The sequence below is a fragment of the Brevibacillus soli genome (assembly GCF_044759095.2).
In the GTDB taxonomy this organism is placed as follows: domain Bacteria; phylum Bacillota; class Bacilli; order Brevibacillales; family Brevibacillaceae; genus JBIYSM02.
Genome location: NZ_JBIYSM020000022.1, coordinates 21,621 through 36,283 on the forward strand (window position 1 = coordinate 21,621; position 14,663 = coordinate 36,283).

General features: G+C 52.7%; 13 protein-coding genes. 6 read left to right on the top strand and 7 right to left on the bottom strand.

All coding sequences use genetic code 11. The features are described 5' to 3' along the window. Nucleotides 1-7 precede the first annotated feature (7 nt). A complete protein-coding gene (locus tag ACE99V_RS10815; protein ID WP_400491094.1) occupies nucleotides 8-880 on the top strand; it encodes a hypothetical protein in 873 nt (290 codons plus the stop codon). Nucleotides 881-924: 44 nt separating this feature from the next. On the opposite strand, the gene ACE99V_RS10820 is transcribed toward ACE99V_RS10815, so the two are convergent. Next, the gene (locus ACE99V_RS10820; protein WP_400491095.1) at nucleotides 925-1,764 is read right to left on the bottom strand and encodes an endonuclease/exonuclease/phosphatase family protein; all 840 of its coding nucleotides are present in this window, start codon (nucleotides 1,762-1,764) and stop codon (nucleotides 925-927) included. Nucleotides 1,765-1,940: 176 nt separating this feature from the next. On the opposite strand from ACE99V_RS10820, the gene refZ reads away from it, so the two are divergent. Genes refZ through ACE99V_RS10835 form a run of 3 tightly spaced genes read left to right on the top strand, consistent with a single transcriptional unit; the run spans nucleotide 1,941 to nucleotide 5,181 of the window. After that, on the top strand, nucleotides 1,941-2,555 hold the full coding sequence (refZ, locus tag ACE99V_RS10825; RefSeq protein ID WP_400491143.1) for a forespore capture DNA-binding protein RefZ: 615 nt from the start codon (nucleotides 1,941-1,943) through the stop codon (nucleotides 2,553-2,555). Nucleotides 2,556-2,571: 16 nt separating this feature from the next. Beyond that, complete coding sequence (locus tag ACE99V_RS10830) at nucleotides 2,572-4,980, top strand: septation ring formation regulator EzrA (RefSeq protein WP_400491096.1); 2,409 nt, start codon at nucleotides 2,572-2,574, stop codon at nucleotides 4,978-4,980. Nucleotides 4,981-4,986: 6 nt separating this feature from the next. Further along, nucleotides 4,987-5,181 (top strand): hypothetical protein, encoded by a 195-nt coding sequence (locus tag ACE99V_RS10835; protein ID WP_400491097.1) that lies wholly within the window; start codon nucleotides 4,987-4,989, stop codon nucleotides 5,179-5,181. A gap of 286 nt (nucleotides 5,182-5,467) precedes the next feature. Here the strand turns inward: ACE99V_RS10835 and ACE99V_RS10840 are convergent, their stop codons facing one another. The 3 genes from ACE99V_RS10840 to ACE99V_RS10850 all read right to left on the bottom strand — a co-directional run bounded on the left by ACE99V_RS10840 (nucleotide 5,468) and on the right by ACE99V_RS10850 (nucleotide 8,939). After that, nucleotides 5,468-6,760: a BaiN/RdsA family NAD(P)/FAD-dependent oxidoreductase gene (locus ACE99V_RS10840; RefSeq protein ID WP_400491098.1), complete on the bottom strand. Its 1,293-nt coding sequence runs from the start codon at nucleotides 6,758-6,760 to the stop codon at nucleotides 5,468-5,470. Nucleotides 6,761-7,212: 452 nt separating this feature from the next. Beyond that, nucleotides 7,213-8,046, bottom strand: a complete 834-nt coding sequence (locus ACE99V_RS10845; RefSeq protein WP_400491099.1) for a GNAT family N-acetyltransferase — start codon at nucleotides 8,044-8,046, stop codon at nucleotides 7,213-7,215. A 443-nt stretch (nucleotides 8,047-8,489) separates the two neighbouring features. Then, nucleotides 8,490-8,939, bottom strand: a complete 450-nt coding sequence (locus ACE99V_RS10850; RefSeq protein WP_400491100.1) for a TIR domain-containing protein — start codon at nucleotides 8,937-8,939, stop codon at nucleotides 8,490-8,492. A 58-nt stretch (nucleotides 8,940-8,997) separates the two neighbouring features. Between ACE99V_RS10850 and ACE99V_RS10855 the strand changes: the two genes are divergently transcribed. After that, nucleotides 8,998-10,074, top strand: coding sequence for a M42 family metallopeptidase (locus tag ACE99V_RS10855; RefSeq protein ID WP_400491101.1), 1,077 nt, complete (start codon nucleotides 8,998-9,000; stop codon nucleotides 10,072-10,074). Between the two features lie 22 nt (nucleotides 10,075-10,096). Then, nucleotides 10,097-10,603, top strand: coding sequence for a hypothetical protein (locus ACE99V_RS10860; RefSeq protein ID WP_400491102.1), 507 nt, complete (start codon nucleotides 10,097-10,099; stop codon nucleotides 10,601-10,603). Between the two features lie 50 nt (nucleotides 10,604-10,653). On the opposite strand, the gene ACE99V_RS10865 is transcribed toward ACE99V_RS10860, so the two are convergent. From ACE99V_RS10865 to ACE99V_RS10875, 3 genes are all read right to left on the bottom strand, one after another. After that, nucleotides 10,654-12,357 carry a b(o/a)3-type cytochrome-c oxidase subunit 1 gene (locus ACE99V_RS10865; RefSeq protein ID WP_400491103.1) on the bottom strand — a complete coding sequence of 568 codons (1,704 nt, stop codon included), beginning with the start codon at nucleotides 12,355-12,357 and terminating at the stop codon, nucleotides 10,654-10,656. A gap of 23 nt (nucleotides 12,358-12,380) precedes the next feature. After that, nucleotides 12,381-12,851 carry a cytochrome c oxidase subunit II gene (locus tag ACE99V_RS10870; protein ID WP_400491144.1) on the bottom strand — a complete coding sequence of 157 codons (471 nt, stop codon included), beginning with the start codon at nucleotides 12,849-12,851 and terminating at the stop codon, nucleotides 12,381-12,383. A gap of 246 nt (nucleotides 12,852-13,097) precedes the next feature. Further along, nucleotides 13,098-14,552, bottom strand: a complete 1,455-nt coding sequence (locus tag ACE99V_RS10875; protein WP_400491104.1) for an FMN-binding glutamate synthase family protein — start codon at nucleotides 14,550-14,552, stop codon at nucleotides 13,098-13,100. Nucleotides 14,553-14,663: the final 111 nt, after the last annotated feature.

Sequence of the window (14,663 nt, forward strand, 5' to 3'; positions counted from 1 at the left end):
TGCACAGATGCGTAAACTTTGGACTCTTTTCACCGGCACCTTGTTGATTGCGTCACTTACCGGGTGTAATCAAATGGGGCAAAATGCGCAGGATGCGGATGCCGCCTATGCTCAAATTCGCGACCGCTTTCAGGAGCAGCAAGCGTTTTCCTTTTACGGACGAACCAAATTGCTGACGGGCGACACCGCCAATGGCAACGTCGTGAATTTCTCCGGGCAGAAACAGGGCGATGATCTGTTGATGAACGTAAAACTGTCGTTTCCCGAACGGAAGCGAGTCGACTCCATGTCGATTTTGGCAAAAGGCCAAAAGCTGTACGCCAGGTCGGGCGACAGGCAGGGCTGGCGCATCGTCGACGGACGGGACGGATCTCTAAGGCAAGAGTTGAACAACTGGAATCCCTCTTTCAACTTTCAGCAGATGAACGAGATGAAAGCAAGTGTAGTTACGGAGGTCGATCGAAATCCGGAGGACAACCTCCAGGCTGTGCGGGTTTTGTTCGATTCCACGAAACTGAAGAACTGGCTCTCCCAGCAAATGAAGGAGCAGACCGGCACGCAGATCCAAACCGTCCATTCGCCTCGACTGAAGCTGGCGATGACACTGTCAGACGGCGACTGGAAAAATCGCAGGCCGGGTATGACCGTCCAGGCAACCGAGCCCAACATCGACCAGATCATTGACCAGATGGAACTGGAGGCGGAGTGTTCGATCTATTACGACCAAACGACCATGCTTCCCACCAGTACGGTCATGTCGATCCGCTCCCAGTACGATCTGAACAACCAGCGCGTGCAGGAGCACTCACAAGTGGAAACCTTTTTGCAGGACTACGGCCAGGTTCGGCCGCTGCCCGATCCCATGTCCAACCGGCCATAACTTCTGGCATAGGAGGAAAAAAGCGTTCGTTACCGAAGCCTTGTTCACGGAGCGAACGCTTTTTTTGCAGATATCGGCAGTTCCAATTGAAGGGTAACGGGGTAGTGATCGGAACGTCCCGTCATGGGTGAATAGGCCTGCACAAAGGTCAAATCATGCGACAGAAAGATGTGGTCGATCATTCCGTAGGTGCTTCGGCCGCTTACGGTGACAAGCTCTTGCTTGCGCCGGAACAGGGGATCCTGAAAGAAAGCGCGCAGCGGTGCGAGCAGCGGATCAGCTGCACGGGTATTGAAATCGCCCAGCAGAACAGCTGCCCTGTTATCTTTGGTGTGCAAGTATTCGCGCAAATATTGCAACTGTTCGATACGTTCTGACTTTTTCAGGCCCAGGTGGGTGGTGTAGACGTGAAAAGGCGAACCGTTCACATCAATCACAACGTCCAACAAACTGCGCGGCTCCAGAAAAAACGGCAGCGGAATCACCCGGGAGGAGAGAATGGGGCGGTTGCTGAGCAGGGCGTTGCCATACGTTCCTATCAAAAAGTTGATGGAGGGAGCGTACACGTAGTTCATCTGCAAGTGCTGCGCGATGGTTTTGGCCTGATTGACAAACCCGGAGCGCGGCAGGCGATTGTCCACTTCCTGCAGGGCGATAATATCCGCGCCGAGCTTCCCCAGCTCTTCGGCAATCGCAATCGGGTCGGCCTCCCCCTCGTTGTCGCGGCATCCGCGGATGTTGTAGGTAACCACCGTAAGCGCAGAATCGTCATACTTTTTAGACATGTATAGAGATGCTTCGACGTTTTCCAACTCAATGCGGCCCTGCCAGAAGTACAAAAACGCAGTGAGTAGCGGAATCAGGATTTTCAGTATTTGGCGCATGCTCATCCTCCTGTCATACTTTTATCATACTGGATGGAAAACCAGGAGGAATACTGGAAAACTTTGTCGAATTAACCACCGAGATTTCTTTTTTTGCAGGTATGTTCTGTACTATAATACTGTTTGCCAAGGTCGTCATTCGCTTTCACACCTCACGAAAAGGAGTGGACTATGTGATCGACCAGACCAAGTTACGCATACTTTCGGCAGCGGCCAAGCTGTTTGATATACAGGGGTACAACGGTACCTCCGTACGTCAGATCGCAGAGGAGGCGCAGGTGAATCTGGCGCTGATCTCCTATCACTTTCAGGGGAAACAGGGCGTTCTCGAGGTGTTGATCTCTACGTATTTCGAGACGCTGTTTCGCAGACTGGAAGAACTCGAAGCGGAGCAGTCCGGGCAGCCGCCGTTTGAAAGGCTTACCCGTATCCTTCATCTTTACGTGTACTTTCAGCGTGATCACGCCCCCATTACCCGCTTGATTCAAAGGGAGTTGAGCGTCGAATCGATGCTGGCCCGCGAGGTGATGACGCTGTACATCCACCGCTGGAAGCACGGCATCGCCAAAGTGATGGAAGAAGGGATTGGATCGGGACATTTTGCTCCTGTGCCGATTGATCACGTTCTATTGTCTACGTCCAGTCAGTTGATTTATCCTTTCCTGAACCCGCAATCGGTGCGGGAGGTGTACTATTTGGAGCCGGGATCGGACGAATTTTGCGAATGGCTGCTGACCTCCATCACGCAGTATCTTCGCTCATTGCTGCTGCCCGCAAACATTAAGGAGTAAGGGGTTGTCAATAACCGTGAAAAAAAGATGGATCCTGCTATGTCTGGCAGGCATGTTGCTATATACCAATCCGGTCTGGGCCACGCCGTTTCCCGACAAGACCAACGAAGTGATCCAGGATGAGGACAACTATTTAAAGTCGAGCGATCGCGAAAATTTTGAAGAAGCTCTCAAACAATTTCCCGGCCAGTACAAGGTCGTCGTCGTGGAAAGCACCCAGCCGGAGACACAGTCGCCCGACGAATACGCACAAAAACTGTATGATAACTACAATCTCAGCGAAGACACGCTGATGGTCGTACTTGACATCAATACCGAGGAGCTTGGCGTGTACGCCGGTCCCGCCCTGCAGAAAAAGGGCGCAAAGCCGGAGCTCCTGCATGAGAAGATCAAGTCCTATTACGAACCGTTTCGCAACCAAAAGGAGTACGTAAAAGGAATCGAATTGTTTATCACGGAACTGAACCATGAGCTGAACCGGCAGCAGGGCGGCGGACTGACATCTGCTTCCTCGTCTGAAACAGCAGAACCTGAGGAGCAGCCGCAAAAATCGAAACAATCCGGTCTGGCCGCACTCCCCTGGTGGTTATACGTTCTGGGCTTGTTGTTTCTCGTGCTGTCTGCGGCACTGGTCGTTGGTCTGATCCGCCGCCGCTCCATTTTCGCCCAGGTTGACGAAGTGGAGGACTGGAAAGACGAACTGGTGGAAAAAATCAACGTGATTGAAGTGGAAAAATCACTGCGGCGTTCCACCGGCATGACGGAAGAGCGGTTTCTTAAGCTGGCCAATCGCAAGGAAAACATGCTGCGCATTCGCATTCCTGACGTGGAAATGATGATTTTGGAAGCGGAAGAGGCCTGTGACCGTTTTCGCTTCCAGCTGGCTCTGGGACTGATGTCGGAAGCGCGGGAAACCCTGGCCTCCATTGAGCAGGAACTGGCGGAACTGAAAACGGATACAACCAAAGTGGTCACCACGAAGCAGGAAAACAAGCTGGCCATCCCGGAAATCGGCAAGCAGTTCGAACAGGTGGAGCGCCGCTTGTCCGATCTTCGGCTGGAGTACGGTCTGGCCTTTCATGACCTGAAAGCAGGCCTGGATGAAGTGGAAGAGATGCGCTGCCAGATAAAAGACGCACTGGCAGCAGGCGATGACGTAAAAGCCTACGAAATGACGATGAACGCGCAGAAGCAGCTCGCTTCGCTGTCTGAATCGATTGAGCAAATTCCGCCGCTGGTAGTCCAGATCAGCAAAGACATGCACGAGGAGCTCAAACAGCTGGAAGAGGGAATCACTCAGGCAATCGGCGAGGGTTACGATCTGAAAGAGCATGCATTGGAAGGCTCCCTGCTGCAGGCAAAACAGCTGTTGATCGCAGCCAGGACGGCTTTGGAAGAAGGCAGTTTGCACGCGGTGCGGACACATGTAAAGGCGTTCGAGGTGCTGTTGGACACGACTTATCAGAGCATTGAGGAAACGGTGTTGGCCCAACGGCAAGCGGCGGCTGCACAAGCAACCGCCATCCCCCCGGAGGATACGCTGGAAGGGGAGGAAGCTGGTTGCCTGGAGTCGGAGGAAGAGGCGGACACGGAAGCGGCAGAGAGGGATCGGGTTGTTGAAGATAGATTTGCTGTGGAAGAGCAGGAACCGGCAAGACCAGAGGCGGTAGAGCCGTACGCGGAGGCCCATAAGCCGCAGGAAGAGGTTCACGAGGTCGAGCGTCAGCAACCTTTTCCGGCTGCCTCCTTGTCCCAGGCGGAAAGAGAGGTTCTCCTCGACGCTCATCTGCCTGTCTCGTCAAGGACAGCAGCGGCGGAGTTGGGGGCGGAAGAAAGTCATGAGGAAATTCGTACGATAGAAGAGGAAGAACCGGAGTACGAGCTGGTCATTCCCAAAGAGCACACGCAGCAGGTTGAGGAAGCAGAAAAGCCGGAAGTGGTGTTTTTCCAGACCGAAGATGAAGCTCTGGACGAGCTGGAGCGCATTTCCAGCACGCTGGTGCGAATTCGCCAGCAGATCAAGCGAAGCTACCTTCCGGGGATCCCCGACCAATTGAAGTACATGTTTGAAGAAATCGTTCAACTGCTGGCCCAAACCCAGGCAACGATGGAACAATACCGGTACGATCTGGAAGAGGTCTCCATCCTGTTGAGTGACGCCAACGAATTGCTGGTGGAGACGGAGAAGCTGACCGAACGGATCATCTCCGCATGCCAGGCGGCTGAGGGCGCCATCCAGTATGCCAACCGGTACCGCAGGCAAAATCGTCAGGTGAACGATTTGCTGAGCAAGGCAGAGCAGGCGTTTCGTCAGCTGTCCTTCCAGGAAGCGTATCAACTCGCTGAAGAAGCCAGACTGGTCATTGAGGGCGAACCGGCAGAGACGGACAAACGCTGGCTGCTCCGCCGCAAAAAGAAAGGGTGACGGCCCGTGCTGGTTCCTTTGTTTCTTGTCGCGGTCGGCCTGCTGCTCATGTGGCAGCCCCGTACGCATCGGTGGCGCACCCGCCTCACCCGTCATTTTGCCGGTGACGAGAGGCGTGTCAAGCAGCGCGCGAACACGTTTTTCCTGCTGGGCTTTGCCTTTATCATGGCAGGGCTGGCATTTCTGTATCGTCTCACTTGAGCCTCCACACAAAAAGGGAGCGTCGATGTTTAACCGACGCTCCATCAAGAAGATATAGGGAGTAGAGGTGTGAGAATCAGCATCCTCATACTAGGGGGAGTAGAGGTTCTGAATCACTCTTTTTCAGGAAAAAAGAGTACCTGTATCCTATCTTGCCCAGTTCCTATTTGACTCAAACCTCTCTTGAAGAACACCGGAGAGGTTTTTTAAGTGTATAAGAATTTTTAAATTTGGACATCCCATACAGCCGCTAGAAAAGGGTTCGGGGCCCCAGCCGACACCAGCGTTAGCTAAAGTCGGCTGGGTTTTCCAATGCTTGGCGGGCTGCATGAAGTCCGGCCACGTGTCCCGAAGCGAAGGCGATGGTGATGTTGTATCCGCCGGTGTGGGCGTGGACGTCCATCACTTCTCCGGCAAAGAACAAACCCCTCATCAACTTGGACTGCATCGTCCGAGGATCAATTTCCTTTACACTGACACCGCCCCCGGTAATAAACGCCTCTTCCAGGGAAAGGGTACCGGTAATCGTGAGAGGGAACGCTTTGATCGTCTGAGCGAGCTCGGTCCATTTCTGCTTTGACATGTGGCTGAACGTGGTTTCTTCGGAAATGGCGGCTTTCGCCAGCAAGAGCGGAATCAACCGTTCCGGCAGGTAGCCCTTCAGCGCGTTTTTGACGGCTTTTTTCGGTTGTGCTTCCAGCAGGGCCCAGCTTTCCTGAACGATTTCATCGACACGCTTGTCCGGCATCAAATCCAGTGTGAGCGACAGGGGAACCGCTCCATGCTTCCGCTGTGTTACGGAAACATAGTGACCCATTCGCAGCGCCGCAGGACCGGATAGTCCGAAATGGGTAAAGATCATGTCCCCCTCCTGTGTGCTGACTTTCTTGCCGTTCGGCGCGTAGAGCGTCATTTCAATCTCGCGCAGCGACAGTCCCTGCAGCGTTTTATCTGCGATGAACGGGTCAGCTGCTACAAGTGGAACCTCCGTGGGATATAAATCCGTGATGGTGTGTCCAGCCTCGCGCGCCCACACGTAACCGTCCCCTGTGGATCCAGTTTGCGGGACGGAAGCACCGCCGACGGCAATAACCACGCAAGGGGCCAGAACGGTCTCTCCATTCCGCAGGAGAATGCCGCGGCACTGACCGTCTTCGTATAGGACGCGCTCCACAGGACTGTTTAGGCGTACCTCCGTGCCCTGCTGCTTCATCTTGTTGATAAGCGCGTTGGCCACTGTGATCGCTTTGTCCGTTACGGGAAACATGCGTCCGCGGTCCTCTTCTTTCAGTGCAACACCCAGCTCTTCAAAGAAGCGGATGATATCCTGATTGCTAAACTGTGCGAAGGCGCTGTGCATGAAGCGACCGTTTCCCGGCATCTGCTTGATCAATTCGTCCAGTTCCTTGGCGTTGGTAACATTACAGCGGCCGCCGCCGGAAATAATCAGCTTGCGGCCCAGTTTTGTCCCTTTTTCCACAAGGCAGACTCGCGCTCCCTCTGCGGAAGCGGAGATCGCCGTCATCAGACCAGCGGGGCCGCCCCCGATGACGATGACGTCATATTGACTTTCACTCATGTTTGATCGTCCTTTTATGCTTGAATAGAATCGTTCCCTCTCTACTATAGCGAAAAAGAAAAGAGCTTTCCATGCAACAAAAACAGGCTGTCTGTGACAGCCTCGGGGTGTTGAGAAAGTGGATGCAGTGGAAGAAGCATGTTTCCATTCTCTGCTCCGGTCTACGTCCTGCATATGAAGGATTAACTGTCCGCTTCGCAACGATTCGCTGGGGAGCGTCAAAGCAGAGTCGCTGCGGAGATTGTTCAGAGGTGACGCTCCTTTTCCCTGCGAATGCGCTGCTTCGCTCAGTTGGACTTCGCTAGTCGCTCCGCCTGGAAACATTGCTTCTTCTTGCTACGGTAGATTCTTAACAAGCTCAGGCTGTCTGTGACAGCCTCGGGTTGCTTTTCCCGCCTATTGCCCGGGAAAGATCCATTTTTTTCTTTTAGGCGACAAGGCCAACTCCCGAGTTAGGTGCACCGCAAGATCACATCGAGCTGCTTGTTCTCCAGCACATAATGGACGAGCGGCAGGGATTGATCACGAATCACTCCGGTGATCACGTAACCGCGTGCTAGGTAATGAGTGAAAAGGGTTCGGGTAACCTCCCGCCACTCTCTTGCCGCTTCCATGTCGGCACGCTTGAGCGCTTGGAAGTGGGCAGGTACCGGCAGCAGCAGTACGTCGCTCAATTCGTTCAGGCGATGGGTGCGGGGATAGGGAAGATCACCGGACAGATCTGTCTCCAAAACTGATGGGGCGCCCTCTGTGGAGATGAGAGGGGGCTTGGAGACTCGATATTGCTCTACCCGTTGGCTGTCGATGAACCATTCCACCAGGAAACGATCGGTGGGCAAGCCGCGATTCATTTCATCGTTTAGCTCGCCGTAACAGTTTGGCAAATAGCGCTTAACCACACCCCCCAGTTTTGCGATGTTCAGGTAGCCGTTTACCGTTTCCAACGGATCGTAGGTCCATGTAATTTTTCGATGCCCCAATTTCAGCGCTTCCTCCCGCTGCAGCCACTTCATCCGCACACCCAATCCGCGTTTGCGATATTCGGGCAGAAAACCGAGCATGTGGGAACAGAGGTGGGGTTCACCGTCGGTAAAGCCGGGGAAGCTGTACAGGAAACCGATCAGTGTATCATCGTCGTAGGCTCCGAGAAACAGACCGCCGAACTTGGCAAGCGTCAGAGTCATGTGCAGCGGAATGACGGAGTCTCCGCTCCAGACCGCTGCCTCCAATTCTTCAAGAGCGTGCAGGTCGGCCTTTTCTGTCAAGGCTCGAAAGGTTATGTTCATGGCCGGAAATCACCTCAAAAGAGAAAGAATATGGTACCTATTCTGTACATGGGGTAACATTCCTGCCTGACTACAATGGAAAAGGCTCCTGCGCACAGGAGCCTAGCTTTGCGATCCATTACCGTTTTATATAAGTATAGTTCGGTTTTTAAAGCCTGCTTCCCTTGTATCGAAAATGTCGATTCCGTCTTAATCCATACAGCCGCTAGAAAAGTGTTCGGGGCCCCGCCCGGCGAAGAAAGGGACCCCACTCGGCTCAGCGATAGCTAACGCCGAGTGGGTTGAGGATAGCTAATGCCGGGTGGGTTTTCTTATCGTGTAGGAAAGTTTAAGGGCTTCACCGTTTGAAAGCGTCCTGAAATAAACTTTCCGGAACGCATAAAAAGTTTCCTCTAACGAAGAACCAGCTTCTTCGAGAGGGCTTCAGTCGAAGCTTTTTCTTATTACGGGGACACGGCCATGAACTTTGCACGTTGAGCCATAAGAGAACGCCATGTTTGACGTGAAAGCACTTTGGACGCTCCCCTCACGTTACCCGAAACAGAAGCGCGGACTCGGGTTTTTCCAGTTTCTCGATAGCGGACGACATCGTCTGGTGTAAAAACAAATATGGCAAAATCAACGCGATCGGCCATACCGATCGGATCCATCAAAGGTATACTTCCAACTCCAAATACTCCTTGCGGCCATACAATGCAATCAGCTTCATATCTGAGATCCTTCTGGATTGCACGAGCAACGTCAAGGCCCTCAACAGATGAACCGAGAAAAATAGACGGTTTTCGCTGGTTGTTCATCAGGTGGCTCTCCCTTCCTCTTTCTCTTCCTATTTCTTCCGGTAAAGACTCTGTCACTACCGTGTGATAAATATGTCCTTCTGACATCGGTTGCATTCCCCCGCGGCCTCCTTGATAATGAAGAAAGCGATGCGTAAGGAGGGTTACTCTTTTCATGACCAACGATTTTCAGCTTGCCTTGTGGAAGCGTTTGACGGAAGCTCCGGGGGCTCCGGGATTTGAAGGACCAGTGCGCGACATCATGCGCGAATACATATCCGACTGTACCGATGAAATTGTCTGTGATAACCTGGGCAGCATCTTCGGTGTCGCACGGGGAGACGAGAACGGCCCCCGCGTTATGGTGGCAGGCCACATGGATGAGGTGGGGTTCATGGCCACCCGCATCTCCGAAAAAGGCTTTCTCTCCTTCCAGACACTGGGAGGATGGTGGGGGCAGGTATTGCTCGCCCAACGGGTGCACGTCATTACGCCAAACGGAACGGTTGAAGGGATCATCGGGTCCATCCCGCCTCACGTTCTTGGCGAAGACCTGCGCAACCGGCCGATGGATGTGAGAAACATGTTTATCGACATCGGAGTGGAGTCGCGGGAGGAGGCGGAGAGGCTGGGGGTTCGTCCGGGACAACCGATTGTGCCTGTTTGTCCGTTTACGCCGATGGCCAATCCCAAAAGACTGTTGGCAAAAGCCTGGGACAACCGGTACGGCTGCAGCTTGGCGATTGAGCTTCTGCGCGAGTTGAAGCAAAGTCCGGGACACCCCAATGTCGTCTACGCGGGTGCAACCGTTCAGGAAGAGGTAGGAACGCGGGGAGCAAAAACATCGGCTCACCTCATTCAGCCGGACGTCTTTTTTGCCGTGGATGCCAGCCCTGCCGGCGATATTCCCGGATCAAGAGAGGAAGGGGGAAAGCTGGGAGGCGGCGTATTGATGCGCCTGTACGATCCCACTTTCATTCTCATGCCCGGTCTATCCGATTTATTGATTGAAACCTGCGAGCAGGAGAACATCCCTTATCAGATTTACATAGCCAAAGGAGGCACCGATGCCGCAAGCGTTCAGCTTTACGGCGCTGGAGTGCCTACCGCTGTGATCGGCATCCCCTCTCGCTACATTCACAGCCATGCATCCATGATTGACCGGGATGATTATGAAGCGGCCAAGCGACTCCTGATCGCTGTCGTCAAAAAGCTTGATCGAACCGTACTGGACGCCATTCGGTTCCGCTGAGGAAAGGAGTCAAAAGGTCAACGTGAACGCCATCGTACTGTATACGCGTGAGTCAGACAAGGAAGTTGCCTTTGAATACAATTTTTTCGACAATCAATTTGCGCCCGGCAATCTGGTTGTACGAAAGGTGTTGATGTCGATGCTGAACAGTGTCAGGCAGCGACTGACTCACCTGGAAGTGGAGTACAACGACAGCATGCTTGCTGACAAGCTGGGGGCGAAGAGGGCCGGAGAACTGCTGCGTTTCCTTGGAGCCACAAGGGAAAACCGACGTGACAACCGGAGCGGTGAGATCGTCGTCAGCCGGACGTTCCGCGCCGAACTCACTTCGGAGCGATTCGAGTATTTTTACAATCTCCTCGATGTCTCCGAACTTTCCCACTATCGGCTTTTGGAGGGCGAACGGGACCGCATCGTCTTTTACTTTACCCAATACCTCTTGCTGCGGTGTCCAAGCGAGGAGTCGGCTCTCTTCCTGAAGCAGCTGGACGACATGCAAGTACCCTACAAGCTGGTCTCCATCCAATAGGGTTCAGCGAAAATAAAGAAAAAAAACACCGTCGAAAGCGACGGTGTTTCCTACCAGGTTCGCATGGGTAACGCTCCGGAAGCAGGGTGGATAAACATCTGTATGAATGGAACCGTGTAGGCTAATAAAATCAAGCCAACCGCCACGCCAATCCAAAGGGACCAACGTTCAAGGAAATACGGGGGCTTCTTTTGATCGTCGATCACCTCGCCGATAGGATACTCAACCGGCTGTTCCGCTTTCGGGGCGTAAAACCACAGGTACAGCACAATGATCAGGAACAGGACGATCCCTGTGAACAAAATGCCGCCTCCCAGCGCCATAAACTGCCGATAGATCTCCCAGTCCTGTGTGATCGGAGCGTCACCATAAGTCGTATAGCTGATGCGACGGGGTTCTCCCAAAAGGCCGACGATGTGCATGCCCCCTGACATGAACAGCATGCCGATCGCCCAGGTGAAGGCCTGTACGATTCCCAGGTTGTTTGCCTTGCGGGTTAGGGTCCTGCCGGATAGGATGGGGATCAGCATATAGGAGATGCCGAAAAAGGTTAAAATCACACTCGTTGCCAGCGTAAGATGAAAATGCCCGGTGACCCACAGTGTATTATGGACCACCTGATTTATCTGGTAACTCGCGTTAATGATTCCGCCAATACCTGCGGGAACAAACATGACCATCCCCAAAAAAGGGGCAAGGAACCGCACATCTTTGTACGGAAGTTTTGTCAGCCATCCCAGCAAGCCTTTTCCTCCCTGCGAACGCCCCGCCAATTCAAACGTGGCCAAGAGTGAAAAAGCGGTCAAAAAGGACGGGATTACCACAAAAAACGTGAGTACGACCTGCACGAACTTCCAAATAGAGGATACTCCGGGTTCGTTTAATTGGTGATGCAGACCTACGGGAATGGAGTACAGGATAAACAGAATGAAGGTAAGCCGCGGGAGAGAATTGCTGAATATCCTGCCTCTGATCAGCCTCGGGACATTGACGTACCAGTAGATGTAAGCCGGAAGCAGCCAAAAATAAACCAACGCGTGCCCAAAATACCAGAACAGCGTGCGGCTCAAGGTGACGTCGACTCGTTCTACCCAACCCAACGACCAGGGAATTAATTGAACAACCACTTCAATGGCAACGCCCAGACTGCAAATGTCCCATAGAATCATCGTAGCGACTGACATATAGGCAAAGAGAGGCGATGATTCGCCCGGATGCGCTTTTCGCCAACGGCGGAACGCGGAAAAGATGGCGATGCTGCTGCTCCAGCTGCCAACAACCAAAGCGGCCAATCCGATATAAAACAACGGAGAAGCTTTTAGCGGAGCGTAAAAGGTATACAACACGGACGCGTCGTTCGTTATGATAGGGTACAGCGCCAGTAACGTTCCCCCCAGCATGAGACCATACCCTGTCCATCCCCACCCGCGTTCTCCTGAACATAACCGGCCTCCGGTTGTCTTGGCCATACCCGAGTAAAGAAAGCCGATGATAAAAAAGGTCGTAAACACAAGCGCCAGACTTACGCCATGAAGCGTAAGCAGCTGATAATAGCCAAGCGCAGACGGCAGCGTGATGACCCCGGTTCGCTGCAGCGTCTGAAGGACACCGGCAAGGGCGCCAATCAGCAGGGCAAAATAGGCAAAGCCGATATGGGCTTGTATCAGAAGTTTGTCGTTCCTTTGAAATACAAAATGGCTTGTTCCGACCGTCGCTCCGTCAAATCCTACATTTCCATGGGTTTGATCATTCATTTCATCATCTCCTGCAAGAGAAACTATTTCACAATCAGCTTCGCCATCATGACTTGATGTCCGACGCCGCAGTATTCGTTACACAAGATGAGGTATTCTCCCGGTTTATGGAACGTATACGTGAATTCGGTCACGTGTCCGGGCAATATCATCATGTTTGCATTGGTTCCAGGGATCGCGATGCCGTGTATGACATCGGGACTCGTCACATGGAAGTGGACGGTTGATCCTTTTGGAACGGTCGGGTCGATGGGCAGGAAGTTAAAAGCCTGCGCCACCATCACCGCTTTATACTCGTTTTTGCCTACCGAATAAATACCCGGTTTGTCAAACGGAGGGGTGGTCTTGATCTGTTCCGGGGCCACTGTCTTCACATGCCCATTGGCCGGATGGAGCTCCATGGAAAAGGCCATAATTCCGGTAATGAGCAGGAAAATAACAAGAGTAATGACGCCAAACCACAACCAGATCCGTTCGTACCGAGGCAAATCAATTCCCATCATACGTATTCACTCCCGCCCTATTGCCGGCTAAGATACAAGTCAAAAATGAACCACCAACTTCCAATCATGAGTACGCCTAATACCATCACCAAAAAGAAACTTCCTTTCAGTTGTCCCTCGTCTTTCATTTCGAATAACCTCCAAACACAAAAACGTTCGTATCATTCATTGTTTCCATAAAGAGGAAGGAATATAACCAGAATAATGAAGCCCCCCCATTTAAGAATGGGAGGGGAGTCAATCGTTTTCTGAAGGGACAGAAGAGGGCGGGTCGTTCTGTTTCCTATTTTCGCAGGGCAGGTGAGCCAGACGAACCTTTGAGACCTTGCTCGTCCATTCGTCAAGGGCAACCAGATCCTCTGCGTTTACTTCCTTTAAAGACGTTTTGCCCAAAGCACGAATGGCCATCTTCATCTCTTCCGTACAAGATACAAAAAATTTCTCCAGATAGACGGCAGCCTCTTCCTCGTTAAATTCATCTTTTAGCGTGCCGGGGTAAAAGGCGAGCTGGGTAGGGGGTTCCCACGGAATCGCCTTGGTTATCTGGTCGTGAGTCATAGCCCAAAGCAGAGCCGTGCCCATATATACACCATCCGCTCCCAGCGCGATCGCTTTCAAACAATCGCCCGGAACAGAGTAGCCTCCGCCGCTCAACAGAGTAATCCGCTCTTTTACTCCTCGCTTCTTGAGATACTCGACGGCACGGCAAAGCGCAAAAATGGTAGGCAGCCCAAAATCGTCTTCGAGAATGGGAGCCGCTCCCTTCATACCTGCTTGTCCTCCGTCTATACTGATAAAATCGACCCCTGCCTGAATGGCTATTTCCAGATCGGCTTCCAGCTTCGCACTCGCACAGATTTTTACTCCAATCGGCACACCCTCCGTGATCTCACGCAGTCTGTCAACCAGGCTTCGAAGGTCCTCGGGCTTTTTTATTTCGCTGTGGCGGGAAGGAATTACGAGGAAACCCTCGTCAGGCGCCTGCAGAAGCTCACGCGCCCTTCCCTGCAGGTACTCGGACGGAATTATACTTCCGGAACCGGCAGTTGCCCCTTTCCCGATATGAATTTCGATTGCATCCGCTTGGCGGAGAATCTCCGGCTCTTTTGCCCAATGGCCTGAGCTGTACTGCAAGATGTAATACCTGGCGTTTTCTCGTTCTTCAGGCAAAAAAGGACCTTCGCCAGAATTCGTTGAGGTTCCTACGGCAGCCGTTCCTTTGGCTAGGGCTATTTTTATTTTCTCAGACACTCCGATCCCATACCCCATCCCTCCTGCCATGAGGGGAATGTCCAGTATGAGCGGTTTTTTCGCCTTCGGCCCGATTGTCAGGCGCATGTCAACGGGATGGGTTTCTGCAGCCGGCAACGTCGCCAATTGAGCCGGCGAAAAAATCAAGCCGTCAAAATGGAGAAACTTGCGCGGACTGCCAAACGGTCGTTCAATCACCCCGCCTAATGAAGCACGCAAGCTGTTTTCCACAACAATTCTGGGGCTTATTTTGGTCATCGCCGTTACCATTTCCCAGATATTTTCCGCGTAGCGATCCGACATCAATCGTTTTGTGAAGCGCCCAACCATCCATTTTATGAAGGGTCTGGCAAACAGCAGCATAAGAATGAGAGTACAAACCATTGCCAAGAAAGCCCCGGTAAAAGATCCCGCGAGAAAAGAGAGCCACTTGATTTTCATGCCATTCCCCCCACTCACTTGAACTCAACCAAATTATGCACCAAAATTTGGTTCTTATACGTGTTCACCTACAAACAAAGCCACTCGCCCGTGCTTGGGCTGAGTGGCTTT

What these genes read in the sequence shown, in the direction of transcription:
- ACE99V_RS10815 (WP_400491094.1), top strand. Translation starts at nt 8, where the DNA reads ATGCGTAAACTTTGGACTCTTTTCACCGGCACCTTGTTGATTGCGTCA.
- ACE99V_RS10820 (WP_400491095.1), bottom strand. Translation starts at nt 1,764, where the DNA reads ATGCGCCAAATACTGAAAATCCTGATTCCGCTACTCACTGCGTTTTTG.
- ACE99V_RS10840 (WP_400491098.1), bottom strand. Translation starts at nt 6,760, where the DNA reads ATGAGTGAAAGTCAATATGACGTCATCGTCATCGGGGGCGGCCCCGCT.
- ACE99V_RS10845 (WP_400491099.1), bottom strand. Translation starts at nt 8,046, where the DNA reads ATGAACATAACCTTTCGAGCCTTGACAGAAAAGGCCGACCTGCACGCT.
- ACE99V_RS10850 (WP_400491100.1), bottom strand. Translation starts at nt 8,939, where the DNA reads ATGCAACCGATGTCAGAAGGACATATTTATCACACGGTAGTGACAGAG.
- ACE99V_RS10855 (WP_400491101.1), top strand. Translation starts at nt 8,998, where the DNA reads ATGACCAACGATTTTCAGCTTGCCTTGTGGAAGCGTTTGACGGAAGCT.
- ACE99V_RS10865 (WP_400491103.1), bottom strand. Translation starts at nt 12,357, where the DNA reads ATGAATGATCAAACCCATGGAAATGTAGGATTTGACGGAGCGACGGTC.
- ACE99V_RS10875 (WP_400491104.1), bottom strand. Translation starts at nt 14,552, where the DNA reads ATGAAAATCAAGTGGCTCTCTTTTCTCGCGGGATCTTTTACCGGGGCT.